This window comes from Streptomyces sp. NPDC001848, from assembly GCF_042891915.1.
Classification (GTDB): Bacteria; Actinomycetota; Actinomycetes; order Streptomycetales; family Streptomycetaceae; genus Streptomyces.
Genome location: NZ_JBIATP010000002.1, coordinates 26,937 through 42,655 on the forward strand (window position 1 = coordinate 26,937; position 15,719 = coordinate 42,655).

Annotated in this window: 15 protein-coding genes; 6 read left to right on the plus strand and 9 right to left on the minus strand. The window is 72.2% G+C overall.

All coding sequences use genetic code 11. The annotated features are described in order from the left end of the window. A complete protein-coding gene (locus ACFYZJ_RS03190; RefSeq protein ID WP_388562283.1) occupies positions 1-234 on the plus strand; it encodes a ferredoxin in 234 nt (77 codons plus the stop codon). Between the two features lie 320 nt (positions 235-554). On the opposite strand, the gene ACFYZJ_RS03195 is transcribed toward ACFYZJ_RS03190, so the two are convergent. Beyond that, complete coding sequence (locus ACFYZJ_RS03195) at positions 555-1,184, minus strand: TetR family transcriptional regulator (RefSeq protein WP_388562285.1); 630 nt, start codon at positions 1,182-1,184, stop codon at positions 555-557. A 230-nt stretch (positions 1,185-1,414) separates the two neighbouring features. On the opposite strand from ACFYZJ_RS03195, the gene ACFYZJ_RS03200 reads away from it, so the two are divergent. From ACFYZJ_RS03200 to ACFYZJ_RS03210, 3 genes are read left to right on the plus strand one after another with little or no spacing between them, the layout of a single operon-like run. Continuing rightward, positions 1,415-2,869, plus strand: coding sequence for a glycosyltransferase family 4 protein (locus tag ACFYZJ_RS03200; protein ID WP_388562287.1), 1,455 nt, complete (start codon positions 1,415-1,417; stop codon positions 2,867-2,869). After that, entirely contained in the window at positions 2,863-3,633 is a 771-nt protein-coding gene (locus ACFYZJ_RS03205) for a class I SAM-dependent methyltransferase (RefSeq protein ID WP_388562289.1), read from the plus strand. Before ACFYZJ_RS03200 ends, ACFYZJ_RS03205 begins: the two co-directional genes overlap by 7 nt. Beyond that, positions 3,630-4,700 (plus strand): prenyltransferase/squalene oxidase repeat-containing protein, encoded by a 1,071-nt coding sequence (locus ACFYZJ_RS03210; RefSeq protein WP_388562291.1) that lies wholly within the window; start codon positions 3,630-3,632, stop codon positions 4,698-4,700. Before ACFYZJ_RS03205 ends, ACFYZJ_RS03210 begins: the two co-directional genes overlap by 4 nt. Positions 4,701-4,720: 20 nt before the next feature. Here ACFYZJ_RS03210 and ACFYZJ_RS03215 read toward each other — a convergent pair whose 3' ends face one another. Together ACFYZJ_RS03215 and ACFYZJ_RS03220 are read right to left on the minus strand one after the other, a co-directional pair. After that, positions 4,721-5,623 (minus strand): hypothetical protein, encoded by a 903-nt coding sequence (locus ACFYZJ_RS03215; protein ID WP_388562293.1) that lies wholly within the window; start codon positions 5,621-5,623, stop codon positions 4,721-4,723. A 3-nt stretch (positions 5,624-5,626) separates the two neighbouring features. Next, entirely contained in the window at positions 5,627-5,998 is a 372-nt protein-coding gene (locus ACFYZJ_RS03220) for a hypothetical protein (protein ID WP_388562295.1), read from the minus strand. A gap of 239 nt (positions 5,999-6,237) precedes the next feature. On the opposite strand from ACFYZJ_RS03220, the gene ACFYZJ_RS03225 reads away from it, so the two are divergent. Next, positions 6,238-10,329 carry a CHAT domain-containing protein gene (locus ACFYZJ_RS03225; RefSeq protein ID WP_388562297.1) on the plus strand — a complete coding sequence of 1,364 codons (4,092 nt, stop codon included), beginning with the start codon at positions 6,238-6,240 and terminating at the stop codon, positions 10,327-10,329. 78 nt (positions 10,330-10,407) lie between these two features. Here ACFYZJ_RS03225 and ACFYZJ_RS03230 read toward each other — a convergent pair whose 3' ends face one another. After that, positions 10,408-10,701, minus strand: coding sequence for a hypothetical protein (locus ACFYZJ_RS03230; RefSeq protein ID WP_388562299.1), 294 nt, complete (start codon positions 10,699-10,701; stop codon positions 10,408-10,410). A 158-nt stretch (positions 10,702-10,859) separates the two neighbouring features. On the opposite strand from ACFYZJ_RS03230, the gene ACFYZJ_RS03235 reads away from it, so the two are divergent. Then, positions 10,860-11,444, plus strand: a complete 585-nt coding sequence (locus tag ACFYZJ_RS03235) for a hypothetical protein (RefSeq protein WP_388562300.1) — start codon at positions 10,860-10,862, stop codon at positions 11,442-11,444. Between the two features lie 64 nt (positions 11,445-11,508). On the opposite strand, the gene ACFYZJ_RS03240 is transcribed toward ACFYZJ_RS03235, so the two are convergent. The 5 genes from ACFYZJ_RS03240 to ACFYZJ_RS03260 all read right to left on the minus strand — a co-directional run bounded on the left by ACFYZJ_RS03240 (position 11,509) and on the right by ACFYZJ_RS03260 (position 15,623). Next, the gene (locus tag ACFYZJ_RS03240) at positions 11,509-12,516 is read right to left on the minus strand and encodes an LLM class F420-dependent oxidoreductase (protein WP_388562302.1); all 1,008 of its coding nucleotides are present in this window, start codon (positions 12,514-12,516) and stop codon (positions 11,509-11,511) included. Between the two features lie 106 nt (positions 12,517-12,622). After that, positions 12,623-13,432 carry a hypothetical protein gene (locus ACFYZJ_RS03245; RefSeq protein WP_388562304.1) on the minus strand — a complete coding sequence of 270 codons (810 nt, stop codon included), beginning with the start codon at positions 13,430-13,432 and terminating at the stop codon, positions 12,623-12,625. A 156-nt stretch (positions 13,433-13,588) separates the two neighbouring features. Beyond that, entirely contained in the window at positions 13,589-14,533 is a 945-nt protein-coding gene (locus tag ACFYZJ_RS03250; protein ID WP_388562306.1) for an N-acetylmuramoyl-L-alanine amidase, read from the minus strand. Positions 14,534-14,569: 36 nt separating this feature from the next. Continuing rightward, entirely contained in the window at positions 14,570-14,965 is a 396-nt protein-coding gene (locus ACFYZJ_RS03255) for a MarR family transcriptional regulator (protein WP_388562308.1), read from the minus strand. Between the two features lie 7 nt (positions 14,966-14,972). Next, a complete protein-coding gene (locus ACFYZJ_RS03260; protein WP_388562310.1) occupies positions 14,973-15,623 on the minus strand; it encodes a class I SAM-dependent methyltransferase in 651 nt (216 codons plus the stop codon). Between the last annotated feature and the right edge of the window lie 96 nt (positions 15,624-15,719).

Sequence of the window (15,719 nt, forward strand, 5' to 3'; positions counted from 1 at the left end):
ATGGGCGACCGCTGGCACATCGAGGTCGACCGCTCGGTCTGCATCGGCTCCGCGCAGTGCGTGCACCGCGCGGCCGACGCCTTCCGCCTCGACGCGGCTCGGCAGTCCCACCCGGTCGAGACGGACGCCGACGCGGGGGAGGAGATCCTTCAGGCGGCGGAGAACTGCCCGGTGGAGGCCATTGTGATCACGCTGGCGGGGAGTGGCGAGTCGGTGTTCCCGCCCGAGGGATAGATCGGGGGAACAGAACAGGGACAGATCAGGAGCAGATCGGGCACGGATCAGGGTGGATGTGCGGCGAACTGTCCGGAAAAAATATAAAAAATCATGGCTTGGGGTCTTCCATCCGAGCCTGGAGGTTCTATTCTGGAAGTTGCCTACGAGGCGAGTGAAGGAACTCGACCGGAGATGCCGACTGGGGCGTGAAGCTTAGGCTTCCGCTGTGGCCGACATCGACGGTCGACAGGCCGGAAGGTCGAAAGACCGGAAGGTCGACCGGAACCCGTCTCGTAGGTCTTTTTTTCGTGCCTTCTCGTGCCTTCACGCCGTGAGGTTCATGCCGTGAGGTCGATCAGGCGGCACACCGTCTCGATGTCGATCCTCACCTGGGCGATGGAGGCGCGGCCCGACAGCCAGGTGATCAGCGCCGAGTGCCAGGTGTGCTCGATCACGCGGACCGCGGAGAGCTGCTCGGGGGTCGGGTCCTCCAGGCCCATCGCGTCCAGGATGATCGCGGTGGTCTGACGTGAGACCTGGTCCACCTCCGGGCTCACGCTGCGGTCCGCGAAGGTGAGGGCGCGGACCATGGCGTCGGCCAGGTGCGGCTCGCGCTGCAGCGCGCGGAAGGCGCGCATCAGGGTCTCGGCCACCCGCTCGGCTGCGGTCTCGCCGGTCGGCGGCTTCTTGCGCAGCGTGCCGTGCATGCGCTCCAACTGGTCCTGCATGGTGGCGACCAACAGGTGCACCTTGGAGGGGAAGTAGCGGTACAGCGTGCCGAGCGCCACCTGCGAGGACTCCGCCACCTCCCGCATCTGCACCGCGTCGAAACCGCCCCGGCTCGCCAGTTGCGCACTCGCGTGCAGGATCCTGCGGCGGCGTGCCTCCTGCCGCTCGGTGAGCGGAGATGAGGCGTGCTGCGCGGCCGGTCGCGCGGTACTGGCTGGCACCTTGGCTTCCGCAGGCATGGGTCCCGTTCCGTGACAGTCGGTGAGGGCGGTGATCAGGTCGGTGAGGGGTGGACGGTCGGACAGCGTGGCAGGGCGTCAGCCGTGGCGCGAATCACCTGATCCACCGCTCACAGTGGCGCTACCTGCCGGTAGATTCAGAGGCTCTTGAACGATCAAGTCTGTAACTTGTTCTAGATTACCGTCCCGGCGTAGTCTCGCGGGAAACTGCAGGGAAGAAGGGGCCGAGAGTGACCGCTGAGGCCAGGGAGGCGGGTCCCCACGGGGGTTCCGCCGCCGGTGGGGGCACCTCCCTGTTCGAGCGAAGCCCAGAACCTGGGGGAGACGGCCCGCTGCGCATCGCGCTCCTGACGTACAAAGGGAACCCGTTCTGCGGCGGCCAGGGCGTGTATGTACGGCACCTCTCCCGCGAACTGGTCCGGCTCGGCCACCGGGTCGAGGTCATCGGCGCGCAGCCGTACCCCGTGCTCGACGAGGGCGAGGGCCTGGACGGGCTGTCCCTGACCGAGCTGCCCAGCCTCGACCTGTACCGCCAGCCCGACCCCTTCCGCACCCCCAGGCGCGAGGAGTACCGGGACTGGATCGACGCCCTCGAAGTCGCGACGATGTGGACCGGCGGCTTCCCCGAGCCCCTGACGTTCTCCCTGCGGGCCGGCCGCCATCTGCGCGCCCGGCACGGCGACTTCGACGTCGTGCACGACAACCAGACGCTCGGCTACGGCCTGCTGGGCGACGTGGGCGCACCGCTGGTGACCACCATCCACCACCCCATCACCGTGGACCGCCAGTTGGAGCTGGACGCGGCCGAGGGCTGGCAGCGGCGGCTGTCGGTGCGGCGCTGGTACGCGTTCACGCGGATGCAGAAGCGGGTCGCGCGCCGGCTGCCGTCGGTGCTCACCGTCTCCGGCACCTCCCGTCAGGAGATCGTCGACCACCTGGGCGTCCCCCAGGACCGTATCCACGTCGTGCACATCGGCGCCGACACGGACCTGTTCTCGCCGGACCCGTCGGTTCCGCAGGTGCCGGGCCGGATCGTCACCACCTCCAGCGCGGACGTGCCGCTCAAGGGCCTCGTCTTTCTGATCGAGGCACTCGCCAAGGTGCGGACCGAGCACCCCGGGGCGCATCTCGTCGTGGTCGGCAAGCGCGCCGAGGACGGGCCCGTCGCGCAGGCCATCGAACGGTACGGGCTTGAGGGCGCCGTCGAGTTCGTGAAGGGCATCTCCGACGCGGAGCTGGTCGACCTGGTGCGGTCGGCCGAGGTGGCGTGCGTGCCGTCGCTGTACGAGGGGTTCTCACTGCCGGCGGCCGAGGCGATGGCGACCGCCACGCCGCTGGTGGCCACCACGGGCGGTGCCATACCGGAGGTCGCGGGCCGCGACGGGGAGACGTGCCTGGCGGTACCGCCCGGCGACGCGGGGGCGCTGGCCGCCGCGTTGAGCCGGCTGCTGGCGGACCCCGAGCTGCGGGCCCGGCTCGGTGCGGCGGGCCGTGCACGGGTGCTGCGGCACTTCACCTGGGCGAAGGCGGCGGAGGGGACGGTGGCGCGGTACCGCGAGGCCATCGCCCTCGCCCGGGCCCGGCACCGCTCACGCGGGGGCGCCCCCGCCGCAACAGTCGCCGCCCCGGCAGCCGCCTCCGAAGACATCGTCGTACCCGACCGCGAAAGCAGGGCCACGTGCTGACCGTCGACTTCTCCCGGTTCCCGCTCGCTCCCGGCGACCGTGTGCTGGACCTCGGCTGCGGTGCCGGACGGCACGCGTTCGAGTGCTACCGGCGCGGTGCCCGGGTCGTGGCCCTGGACCGGAACGGCGAGGAGATCCGCGAGGTCGCCAAGTGGTTCGCGGCGATGAAGGAGGCCGGTGAGGCCCCGGCCGGGGCCACCGCGACGGCGATGGAGGGCGACGCGCTCGCCCTGCCGTTCCCCGACGAGTCCTTCGACGTCGTCATCATCTCCGAGGTCATGGAGCACATCCCGGACGACAAGGGTGTCCTCGCCGAGATGGTCCGGGTCCTCAAGCCGGGCGGCCGTATCGCCGTCACCGTGCCGCGCTACGGCCCCGAGAAGGTCTGCTGGGCCCTGTCCGACGCCTACCACGAGGTGGAGGGCGGCCACATCCGTATCTACAAGGCCGACGAACTGCTGGCGAAGATACGGGAGGCGGGCCTGAAGCCGTACGGCACGCACCACGCGCACGCGCTGCACTCGCCGTACTGGTGGCTGAAGTGCGCGTTCGGTGTCGACAACGACAAGGCGCTGCCGGTGCGCGCGTACCACAAGCTGCTCGTCTGGGACATCATGAAGAAGCCGCTCGCCACCCGGATCGCCGAACAGGCGCTGAACCCGGTCATCGGCAAGAGCTTCGTGGCGTACGCGACCAAGCCGCACCTGCCGCCTCTCGCGGAGGACGCCGAGACCGCCGAGACCGCCGAGGTGGCCGCCAAGTGACCACCCCCCGGACAGAACACCTCGTCCTGCCCGGGGTCCTCACCGCCGAGCAGGCCGCCGAGACCGTCGCCGGGATCCTCGCCGTGCAGCGGGAGGACGGCGCCATTCCGTGGTTCCGCGGGCACCACCTCGACCCGTGGGACCACGTCGAGGCGGCGATGGCGCTGGACGCGGCGGGCGAACACACGGCGGCCGAGCGGGCCTACGACTGGCTGGCACGCCACCAGAACGAGGACGGGTCCTGGTACGCGGCCTACGCCGACGGCGACCCCGAGCAGGTCACCGACCGCGGCCGGGAGACGAACTTCGTCGCGTACGTGGCCGCGGGCGTCTGGCACCACTACCTGGCGACCGGCGACGACACGTTCCTGGACCGGATGTGGCCGACGGTGTACGCGGCGGTCGAGTTCGTGCTGCGGTTGCAGCAGCCGGGCGGGCAGATCGGCTGGAAGCGGGAGGACGACGGCACGGAGGTGGCGGACGCGCTGCTGACCGGGTGCTCGTCCATCCACCACGCGCTGCGCTGCGCGCTCGCGATCGCCGAGCAGCGTGAGGAGCCGCAGCCGGACTGGGAGTTGGCGGTGGGCGCGCTCAGGCACGCGATACGCCGGCACCCGGAGCGGTTCCTGGACAAGGACCGCTACTCGATGGACTGGTACTACCCGGTGCTCGGCGGCGCGCTGACGGGCGCGGAGGCCAAGGAGCGCATCGAGGCGGACTGGGACCGCTTCGTCGTCCCCGGCCTCGGCGTGCGCTGCGTCGTCCCCAACCCGTGGGTGACAGGCGGCGAGTCGGCCGAACTCGCCCTGGCCCTGTGGGCGATGGGCGAGTCCGACCGCGCCCTGGAGATCCTCCAGTCGATCCAGCACCTGCGGGATGCGAAGACGGGCCTGTACTGGACGGGCTACGTCTTCGAGGACGGGGCGATCTGGCCCCGGGAACTCACCACCTGGACGGCGGGTTCACTGCTGCTCGCCGTCGCCGCCCTGGGCGGCGACGAGGCGACCTGCACGGTCTTCGGCGGAGAGCGACTGCCCCGGGGCCTGGACACCGACTGCTGCGCCTAGGGCGTGGTGCGACAGGCAGGTCATGGACCCTTGCGCACGATGCGGTTGGCCTGTGAGCCGTCGGACTTGGTGAGCCGGGGGCCGGAGGTCGGCACTCCCAGCTCGTCGGCGAGCTGCCGTCCGTAGAGGTCGACGGTCGCCTCGACGACATCGGCGAACGCGTCCACGGCGGTGCGGTTGGCGTGCCAGGCGTACGCTCCCAGCAGCACCGCGACGACGACAGCGGGCCACCACCAGATGCCCAGGAACAGATAGCACACTGCCCAGGTGGCCGACCACGCCGGGGCGGCCGAGCGTTCACGGGCCAGCGCGACCTCCTGCCGTGCTGTCTCCGGCAGGACCAGCCAGAGCCTGGACCAGACGATGCCGAGATCGAGTCCGTAGGTCTCCCGTACCCTCAGCTGGGTGGCGTGCATGCGGTCCCCGGTCCAGGTGGCCGACTGGGGTTCGTACCGGGCGATCGAGAACTGCTGGGCGAGGCGGAGTGCCGCCAGGGCGGCGGCGGCCGGGGTCCGGCGCGCCAGGGCCTCCCTGGCTGCCTCCTCGTAGCGGGTGCGCGCTCGCCGCCACCGCCTCGCACGTACGGCGATCAGAGCCCGGGCCAGGGGTGCGGCCGGTCGGGGCCAATGGCCCGACCAGACGACCTCGGTGATGCGGGTGACCGCCTGGACGGCGAAACCCGAGGCCGCCGCGAGCGGGACGATCAGCACCGCAAGAGCCGCCAGACGGGCCGTCCTGTCGCCCCGGGCGTCGGTGAGCGCATGGGTGAGCGGACGATACAGCCGGTGGACATCCGCCCAGTGCGTCTGGCCCAACTCCCGTCCCGCCAGCGCGAGGACGACGAACAGCAGCCCCGGCAGCAGGATGCGGTCGACGAACCGCTGGGGGGTGCGGCGAGCGATCTCGCCGATCAGCGTATCCACCGGTCACAGGGTCCGCTGTCGCATGGGAAGGGAGCGGAGCGCGCACTCGGGTGCCGAGGGCAGTTCGATGTACGGCCCCCGCGCCAGTTCGATACGGCTGCACGCCCCCAGCGGGCAGACCCAGCCGTCGACCTGCGGCAGCGGCTGCCACGGCGAGAGGAGGTCACCAGGCCCTCGGGACGCGTTGAGGCCGAGTCCGCTGGGCAGACCCGCCTCACGGAGCAACCGGTCGAGCCCGTCCAGACCCTCTCGCCACGCCGCGGAGCCCGGTGCGCCGGTGCGCACCGTATCGAGCAGCGCGTTCCAGCGTGAGCGGTGTGCCTTGCCTGCCACATCGTCGGTCAGCGACCGCAGATGCTCGCACAGGTATGCCATCGCGCGTGCGTACCGCGGCTCGGTTGGTGGCCCGACAGCGTCGTCACTGAACGTCCTGTCGTCTCCGCTCATGCCCGCGTCCCGCTCCCCACGTCTCGGCGCCGCCTACGTTACCGGGTTGGTACGCGTCATGTATCCAGGGCCGACCGGTGGTTGATGGTGTATCGGGTCTCCGTACGACCACGGTTCGCGTCTACGCTGGCACCAGGGAACAGCCGTGGGGGAGGGGATCCTCGGGTATGACCGGCGGGGAGCTGGTGCCGGCGATGGCCGTGCGCATCCACCAGGCATTGACCAGTGAGGACCTCACCTCCCTCCTCTCCGACGAGGCGCTCAGCGAGGCCCGTCGGTTGGTCGACGCCGCCGCGCCCTGCCCCGATGCGCCTTTCGACCTGGATCCGCTCATCGCCGCCGGTTGGTACTACTGGCTGCGTGTGGCGGCTCGGCGCGGGGAGCGGCCGGATCGGGACTTCGATCTCCTCAGCGCTCTGGACGACCAGGAAGTCCGTAACGACGCGACGTTCGCCGCCGTGCTGCTCTCCGTGGTCCACCGGCAGCGCCCCGATGACGTGCCCGACGACGTACGCCGCAGATTCGAGGACCCGACCGAGACCGGAGCGGTGGCGCGCATCCGCGCGATGGGCGACGCGGTGGTCGGCTGGTGCATCGGCACCCTCGTCACGCGTGAGGCGGCGGACAGGGGCGACGCGGCCATGACGGGCCGCGGCCTGGCCTGGCTACGGGCCGCACTGCCCGCACTGCCGGCCAACGACCCCATGCGGTCGTTGGTGCGGGGCACCCTGGGCGCAGGTGCCATGTCCAAGTACGCACTGGACGGTGACGTGGCCTCGCTGAGCGAGGCCGTCGACATCTTCGGGGGCACCCTGGACGAGTCCGGTGTCGGCGACGGACAGCTCTCCCCGGAACTGCTCGGGTCGCTCGGTGCCATGCTGCCGGCCGCGATGGCCGAGGGCGTGCTCCCTGCCGAGCAGGCCACGCAGCTGGCGGCACGCGTCCTGCCGTCCGTGCCCGCCGACCACCCCGGGCATGCCGCCCTGGCGTACGTACCCGTCCTGGCCGACGAGTTGGCGGCTGCGGCGAGCACCTCGGCCGACGCACTCGACGCCCTCCGTGGCGGCGTCCTGGCCCAATGGCACGGCGAAGACGGTCCGCTCGCCGCGCTGGAGCGGGGCATCGCCCTGTTACGGCGCTCCCTGGGGGATGCTGCGACCGACCGCACCGAGAGGGGGATACGGCTCAAGAACCTCGGCGCGGCGCTGTTCGCCCGGTACCGCAGGCAGGCCGGCGAATCGGCGGCCGACTCGGCCGACGAGGCGGTCGCCGTACTGCGTGAGGCGGCCCTGCTGCTGCCCGAGGACCATCCGGCGTACCTGCAGGTCCAGATGCTGATCTTCAGTGCGCAGATGTCGACCGCCTCGTGGGCGGTGGGCGACACCGCCGACAGCGCCTCCACGCTGTTCGCGCTGACCTCAGCGGCGGACGTCGCCACACCGGATGGCCGGGAGGGCGGCACACGGCTGGCCAACTCCCTCGTGTCCTTCGTCGCCGCCGCGATGCGCCTGGCCAATCGCCCCGACCCGGACGCGCGCCAGGCCGCCGAGACAGCCGCCGCCGAAGTCGACCGTCTCCTCGGCAGTGTCGACGACGAAGAACTCCCGCCGGGACTGCGCCCGCTGCGGCCGATGCTGCGTCCCGTCGTCCGCGGCATGCTCACCGACCTCGTCCGGCAGCCACCGGCCGTACCCGCCGGGGGCCTGGACGCGCTGCGCCAAACGGTCGCGTCGTTGCCCGAGGCCGACCCCCGACGCGGCGAGCTGGCGGGCGTCCTCGCCGCCGTCACCCTGCTGGACGCGTCAGCCGCGGCCGACCCTCGGGGAGAGCGAGAAGCCGCCCAGCACTTCGACAGCATGCTCCGAGTGCTGCCCGAGCAGCACCGGCTACGTCCCATGGCACTCGCCGGCACAGCTCAGCTCGCGGACCTCGCGGCGGTACGGGCGGGGGAGTTCGCGGCGATCCGTGCCGCCCTCGCCTTCGGTGAGCAGACGATGGCCGCGCTTCCCGACAACCACCCCATCGCGGTTCTGCTGACGATGCGAAAGCGCCTTCTGGAATGGCTGGGCGACGCGAACCGGAACGAGCCGGGAACAGACCGGCACCCGCCGACCGTGGACACCGCGGCGGTGGTCGGCCAGGTCCTACCGGGCCTGCTGGAACTGCACGGCTTCGTCACGCCGACGGAGCAGGGCACCAGCCCGGCGGAGCTGGAGGAACTCCGCGCGGCGATCGCCGCCCTGCCCCCGACCAGCAGGCAGCGGGCCTTCCTGGAGAAGACCCTCGGCGACATGCTCGCGGACATCGCCATCCGGACCCGTGCGGCGGACGCCGAGCGGGAGGCCGAGACCTGCTATGACGCGGTTCTTCGGGCACTGCCCGCGAGTGACCAGCTGGCGGTCGCGGCGCTGGTCGGAAAGTCGAAGGTCGCTCTTGCCCGTGCTTCCCGCACCGGCGATCTCGCGCTGCTCGCTTCCGCCTCCGAGCTGATGCAGCAGGCTCTCACCACGCATGGACGGGACGACGCCACGGCCGCCCTCCTGCGCCTCGTCCAGGTCGGTCTGGAGGGCGCCAGTTGCATGGCCGGCCCGGACAGCCGGTCAGCCGACGTGGTACGCGATCCGAGGCTTCCCGTCACGATGCGCATGGAGGCCGCCGTGTTGCACGTCCAGGACGGCGGTGTGTCCGACGCCTCGGCGGTGGACATCGCGGAGGAAGCAGTAGCGCTCCTCCGGCTCATGGGCGAGCGGGGCCAGACTCGCGCGGCGGCCGAACTCGGGCTCGCGGGCTTCGACGGCTTCGTGCGGTTCGCGGCGAGCAGGGCCCTGCGGGCCGGGGACGCGGAGCGGGCACTCACGCTGCTCGAGAACGGCCGCGGAGTGCTGCTGGGCCAACAGCTCGATCTGCGCGTCGACCTCACCGGTCTGCGTCGGCGCGCCCCCGCACTCGCCGAACGGTTCGCGACCTGCGCGGCGCGCCTGGAAGCGGACGCTGCGTCCTCCTCCACCGTAGCGGGGCGTTCGGAACTGGTGCGCGCTGCTCGGGAACGCCTCGAACGCCGCCGCGCCGCCGACGACTTCGACCGGGTGGTCACCGAGATCAGGGCCGTGCCCGGGTTCGAGAGGTTCCTCGCTCCGCTCACCGTCCCCGAGCTGACGGCGCTCCCCGCTCCCCGGCCCATCGTCGTCCTCAACGCCGGTGGTGCCCGCTGCGACGCGCTGATCCTCGGCACCGACGGCATCAGCACCGTCGAACTCGATCACGCGCTCGTTCAGGAGCTGCCCAGGCGCGCCCGATCCCTCACGCGGTCCCTGCGCGCCCTCGATCTGCGCTCGACACCGGTCCGGCAGCTCGCCGCCAACCGGGAGCTGCAGAGCGTTCTCTCCTGGCTGGCGGACGAGGTGACGGAACCGGTCCTGCAGGCGCTGGGCCTGGTTCGTGACCCGACGACCGGGACGGCGCCGACCCGGGTGTGGTGGGTACCCACCGGGCCGTTCGCCGTCATGCCCCTGCACGCGGCCGGGCGTGACGGCGACCGCGTACTCGACCACGTGGTGTCCTCGTACGCGCCGACCGTCCGAGCGCTGGCCAGCAGCCACACGAGCGGCCACACCAGTCGGGCCGCCCGCGACGGCACACCCGCCCGACTGCTCGGCGTCGCGATGCGGAACACCCCGGCAGCCCCGGACGGTCCCGCTCCCGGTCCACTGCCGCGGGCACGGACCGAGGTGGAGGCCCTGGCGCGGGTCACCGGGATGGACCTCGACCTGCTCTGCGACGACAACGCCACCTTCCAGGCCGTCACCGAACTCCTGCCGCAAGCCCGCTGGGCGCACTTCGCCTGCCACGCCCGCAGCGAGAGCGACGACCCGTCGGCCGGTCGGCTGCTGCTCCACGACCACGAACGCAGACCGCTGACGGTACTGGACGTCGCCCGCGCCCGGCTGCAGGACGCCGAGCTCGCCTTCTTGTCGGCGTGCGAGACCGCCCGGGTCGGCGAGCGCCTTGCCGATGAGTCGATCCACATCACGAGCGCTTTCCAACTGGCCGGCTACCGGCACGTGGTGGGCACGCTCTGGCAGGTCGACGACGCGGTGGCCGTGGAGATCGCGCGAGACTTCTACACAGGCCTGGCCCAGGACGCCGTGGTCGACGTGGACCGAGCCGCCCTCGCACTGCACCAGGCGGTGTGCTCCGCCCGCGACCGCTACCCGGACCTGCCGCATCTGTGGGCGGCCCACATCCACACCGGCCCCTGAGGGCCCGGGGCTTGTCGTCGGCGAAGGGAGTGGCCCGGCGGACGGAGGACGGGCGTGGCTGCGTCCGCCGGAACCGTTTCAGTGGCGGTGTATGCGGTTGGCGATGGCGTGGCCCACGAAGAGGTAGACGACCGCGGCCAGGCCGTAACCGGCGACCACCCGTGCCCACGCCTCGTGGAACGTGAACAGATCGTGCGACCAGCCCGCCAGCCATGCCGCCGCGTCGTGGACGAACTGCACGAGGTCGTTGGCGGGGTTCGCGTTCAGCAGATACATCAGGATCCACAGGCCCAGGATGACGGCCATGATGTCCGCGATCACGGCGATGACCGTACCGGCCTGATTCGCACCGTTGCGATATCGAGGGGACATGTCCTCCGGGTTGCCCGGCGCTTCGCGGTCAAACTCATGGAGGGCGGGGCGGACCGTGCGCGGGCCGGCTCACCCGATCGCCACGTCCGGGCGGCAAGGCCGGGCGACGTGGGTGAAGCTGTCGGTGGATCAGTCGGCTTCCCGTCCCGGAGGCTCCCGTGCCCGCACCGATACGCTCCCCGAAGCTCTTCGAGCGGGGGGTACCCCCACTCGCCCTGGCGTTCGTCCTCTGCTCCGCGCTGTTCACCGGTGCCGCCGCCTGCGGTGACGGCAGCGCCGCGCAGCAGGCCGCCGCCTACATCGCGGTCCCCACGCCCACCCCGACGACCCCGGCGGAGCGGCAGAAGGTCGCCAGGGCCCGGTTCGTGGCGGACGCGGGGCTCGCGGCGGGGGCGGTCCACGAGTGGATCGTGAAGCCATGGAAGGCCGGTACGTTCAAGAAGGGCGCCCAGGGACGCAGGACGGCCCTGGCCAAGGCCGGACTCGCCGGCACCTTCGCGCACGACCGGCTCCGAGCCGCCGTACGCAACGCCCGGGGCGACCCCGGGCTGGCCAGGGCCCTCGCCCCGCTGGGGCCGGGCGTCGACGGGCTCCAGGACCTGCCGTCCCGCCTGAGCAAGGGCGACGAGTCGGCCGCGGCGTCCTACGCCGCGCTCGTCGACAAGGTGAAGGCCGCGGCCAAGAACGCGGGCGTCACCGTCCGCAGCCAGCTCCCGTCCGCCGCGCAGCTCGCACGCGGCTGACGGGGCCAACGGGGCACCGCCGTGCAGCGCTCCGCGGCGGTGCCCTACCTGTCTGCCACCGGGTTCAGTTCAGCTCGGCCAGCACCCGCAGCGAGTGCGGGTCCGGCGCCAGCGCCAGCAGGTCCGTCACCGGGCCCTTGCGCCACAACTCCAGCCGCTCCGCGATGCGTTCACGCGGCCCCACGAGTGAGATCTCGTCCGCGAACGCGTCCGGCACCGCCAGTACCGCCTCCTCCCTGCGGCCCTCCAGGAACAGCCGCTGGATACGGCGCGCCTCCTCCTCGTAGCCCATGCGGGCCATCAGGTCGGCATGGAAGTTCCGGGCCGCGTGCCCCATCCCGCCGATGTAGAAGCCGAGCATCGCCTTCACCGGCAGCAGCCCCTCGGCGACGTCGTCGCAGACCTTGACCCGCGCCATCGGGGCCACGACGAACCCCTCACGCAGGTCGGTCAGCGCCGCCCCGTACACCTCCGGGCGGGTCGGCGACCAGTACAGCGGCAGCCAGCCGTCCGCGATCCGCAGCGTCTGCGCCACGTTCTTCGGGCCCTCCGCGCCCAGCAGGACGGGCAGATCCGCGCGCAGGGGGTGCGTGATCGGCTTCAGGGGCTTGCCGAGACCGGTGCCGTCCGGGCCGGGGTAGGGCAGAGGATGGAAGCGGCCGTCCAGCTCCACCGGCGCCTCGCGGCGCAGCACTTGACGTACGACCTCGACGTACTCCCGGGTCGCGGTGAGCGGTGAGCGCGGGAACGGGCGCCCGTACCAGCCCTCCACCACCTGCGGCCCGGACAGACCGAGGCCCAGCATCACGCGCCCGCCCGAGAGGTGGTCCAGGGTGAGCGCGTGCATCGCGGTCGTGGTGGGGGAGCGGGCCGCCATCTGGGCAACCGCCGTCCCCAGCTTGATCCTTGACGTCCGCGCGGCGATCCAGGTGAGCGGCGTGAACGCGTCCGACCCCCACGACTCGGCGGTCCACACCGAGTCGTAGCCGAGCCGTTCCGCCTCCCGCGCCAGCGTGACGTGGTCCGCCGAGGGGCCCCGCCCCCAGTAGCCGAGCGCGAGTCCGAGCCGCATACCGCCTCCGCTTCCCTGACGGGCCATCAGATTTTTAGGGTGGCTGTGACTGTACGACGACGGCCCCCCGCCCGGAAGGGCGAGGGGCCGTGCGGACGAGGTGGGCTCAGCCGCGCTGGATGCCGCTCGTGTCCTGCAGGACACCCCGGCGGCCGTCCTGCGTCTGGGCCACCAGGGCCGGGCCGCGCTGCTCGATGGCCAGGTACCAGGTGCCGGGCGCCAGTTCGGCGATCGGCGTGGGGGAGCCGTCCTCCGGGAACAGCGGGCGCGGCACCGGCACCGCGAACCAGAACGGCGAGAAGTCCGCGGCGGGAGCCGCCTGCTGCGGCTGCTGCGCGCCGAACGGCTGCTGCCCCTGCTGCGGCTGACCGCCGTACGGCGGCTGCTGCGCGCCCGGGTAGCCGTACCCGCCCTGCGGCTGCGCGCCGTAGGTCTGCGGGGCGGCCGGCTTGGGGGCCGGGACGAGGCCGGCCTGCAGGGCCGGAACCAGCGGAGTGGCGATGGCCGCAGCGGCCATGACAACGGTGGCGACGAGGCCGAGGATCAGACCGGTGCCGGCGCCGACTCCGTTGTCCGACGCGGAGCCGACGTTGTCGACGCCGCCCATCGGGTCGAAGACGTTGCCGAGCGCGCTCCAGGCGGCGAAGACCGTGAACGCGACGCCGAACTGGCCGAGGTCGAGACCGGCGACCTTGGGCACCTGCGGCAGGCCGCGGGTGACGACGACCAGCGCGGCGCCGATGATGCCGGCCAGGAAGACGCTCAGCAGGAGCGGTCCGCTGGCCCAGGCGCTGGGGATGTCCGCGCTGCTGGGGGCCCCGTCAATCGAGTAGATGTCGAGGAACGACGCGATGAACAGCAATACCGCTGCTCCGATCACCACGCCGTCGCCTCTCGTGAGGGAGCGGATATTCACTTCGGGTCCTTCGTCTGTCGTCTCGTCGTCGGTGGAGGCGTCGCTGTCACCATGTCGACCTCGGCCGCGGTGTGAAGCGCGGGGGTGACCCCTCATCGTAGGGAGACACTATCGTCAGCCCGGCCGGGGTGTCCGCCGGGTCGGAGGCGATGATCGCTACCCGCGCAGGAAGCTCACGATTCCCTCAGAGATTCCCTGCGCCGCCTTCTGCCGCCACGAGCCGCTGGTCAGCAGTGCCGCGTCCTTGGAGTCGCGCATGTTGCCGCACTCGATGAACACCTTGGGAACCGTTGACAGATTGAGACCGCCCAGATCGCTCCGTACGACGAGACCGGTGCCGTTGCCCACGTAGTTGGACGGAGCGCTTCCGGTGACGCGGACGAAGTCGCCCGCGACGCGTTCGCCGAGGTCGCGGGAGGGGCCGACGATGGGACGGGTGTCGGCGGCGCCCTTGTGCACCGAGGCCGGGAGGATGACGTGGAAGCCGCGGTCGCCCTGGGCCGCGCCGTCCGCGTGGATGGAGATCGCCGCGTCCGCGTGCGCCGCGTTGCCGATCCGCGCCCGCTCGTCCACGCACGGCCCCCATGACCGGTCGCCGTCCTGCGTGAACTTCACCGCGGCACCCTGCTGCTCCAGCAGCGTGCGCAGCCGGCGCGCCACGTCCAGGGTGAACTGTGCCTCGGTGTAACCGGAGTTGGTGGACGTGCCGGTGGTGTCGCACTCCTTGAAGTTGGTGCCGATGTCGACCTTGCGGTTGATCTCGGCCGTGTGGCGGACGTTGCCGGGGTTGTGCCCGGGGTCGACGACGACGACCTTGCCGGCGAGGGGTCCGGAACCGGAGCGTGCGGTGGACGACGCGTCCGGCTGCGCGCCGCCGGCTGGGGAGCCGGAAGCCCCCGGTGCGGCGGCGGACGGCGAGGTTCCCGCGGACCTGGCCGGGGGCGCCCCGCCCGCCGCTCCGCCACCGCTGTCGGCCACGGCCTCGTACACCAGCCACCCGAGCACCGCCGCCGGCACCAGCGCGGCCACCGCGACCGTCAACGGCCCACGCCGACGGCGGCGGGGTTCGGGGGCATCGAAGTCCGGTCCAACGTACGACATGCCTGCCACCTTAGGGCGCTGCCGCGTGTCCGCGGGCTACCCGGCCCGTCCGTGTCGGCCGACGTCGCCCGCCGGCGGTGTCGCGGCGAGGGGGACTGCGCCGTTTCGGCGCTGAGCCGACGGCCGCGCGGCCGCCCCAGGGGCGAGGGCGACGAGGGCCCGCCTGCGACCGTTCGGGTCGGGCCGCCGCTCCACGAAGCCCGCGTTCTCCAGGCGGTCGACCATCCCGGACGCCGATCCGGAGGCCGATCCGGCCGCCGGCCCGGTCAGCCGGGCGATCTCCCCGGTCGTCACCCCGGTCGAGCTCACCCCGTCCGTGCCGGGGCCGACCGGCCACCCCGCGCGCACCTTCGCGACCTGGGCACGGGACCACACCGACGGGTCTGACGGGAGCGGAGGCTCCGGATCGCCGGAGGATGCCGGCGACCTCACGGAAGGGTCAGCTCCGCGCCCGCGTTCGCCGCAGGACGCGCAGTGAGCCGGTTGCCGAGACCTCCGTGAACTCGCCCGACTCCAGGGCCCTGAGGTAGACGCGGTACGGGGCCTGGCCGGTGAACTCGTCCTTCGGGTCCGGGAACACGTCGTGGATGACGAGGAGGCCGTCCTGGGCCACATGGGGGGCCCAGCCCTCGTAGTCGGCATGGGCGTGTTCGTCGGTGTGGCCACCGTCGATGAACACCAGGCCGAGCGGGGTGCCCCAGACCTTCGCCACCTGGGGGGAACGGCCCACGAGTGCGATCACGTGGTCCTCCAGGCCCGCCCTGTACAGGGTGCGCCGGAAGGTGGGCAGCGTGTCCATCAGGCCGACCGCGGGGTCGACCGTCTCCGGGTCGTGGTAGTCCCAGCCCGGCTGCTGCTCCTCGCTGCCGCGGTGATGGTCGACCGTGAGCGCGGTGACCCCGGCGGCGCGGGCCGCGTCGGCGAGCAGGATCGTGGACCGGCCGCAGTACGTGCCGACCTCCAGCAGCGGCAGCCCGAGCCGCCCCGCCTCGACGGCGGCCTCGTACAGCGCCAGCCCCTCGTGCCGGGGCATGAACCCCTTCGCGGCCTCGAACGCGGCCAGGATGTCGGGCTTGGGGGCCGCGGGCATGGGGGTCCTTTCGGTCGTACGAGCGCATGGGCGCCCCATGGTGCCGCACCCCCCGGCGGCGCTGCGACGGGGGGTGCGGGTGGCGTGCACGACGGG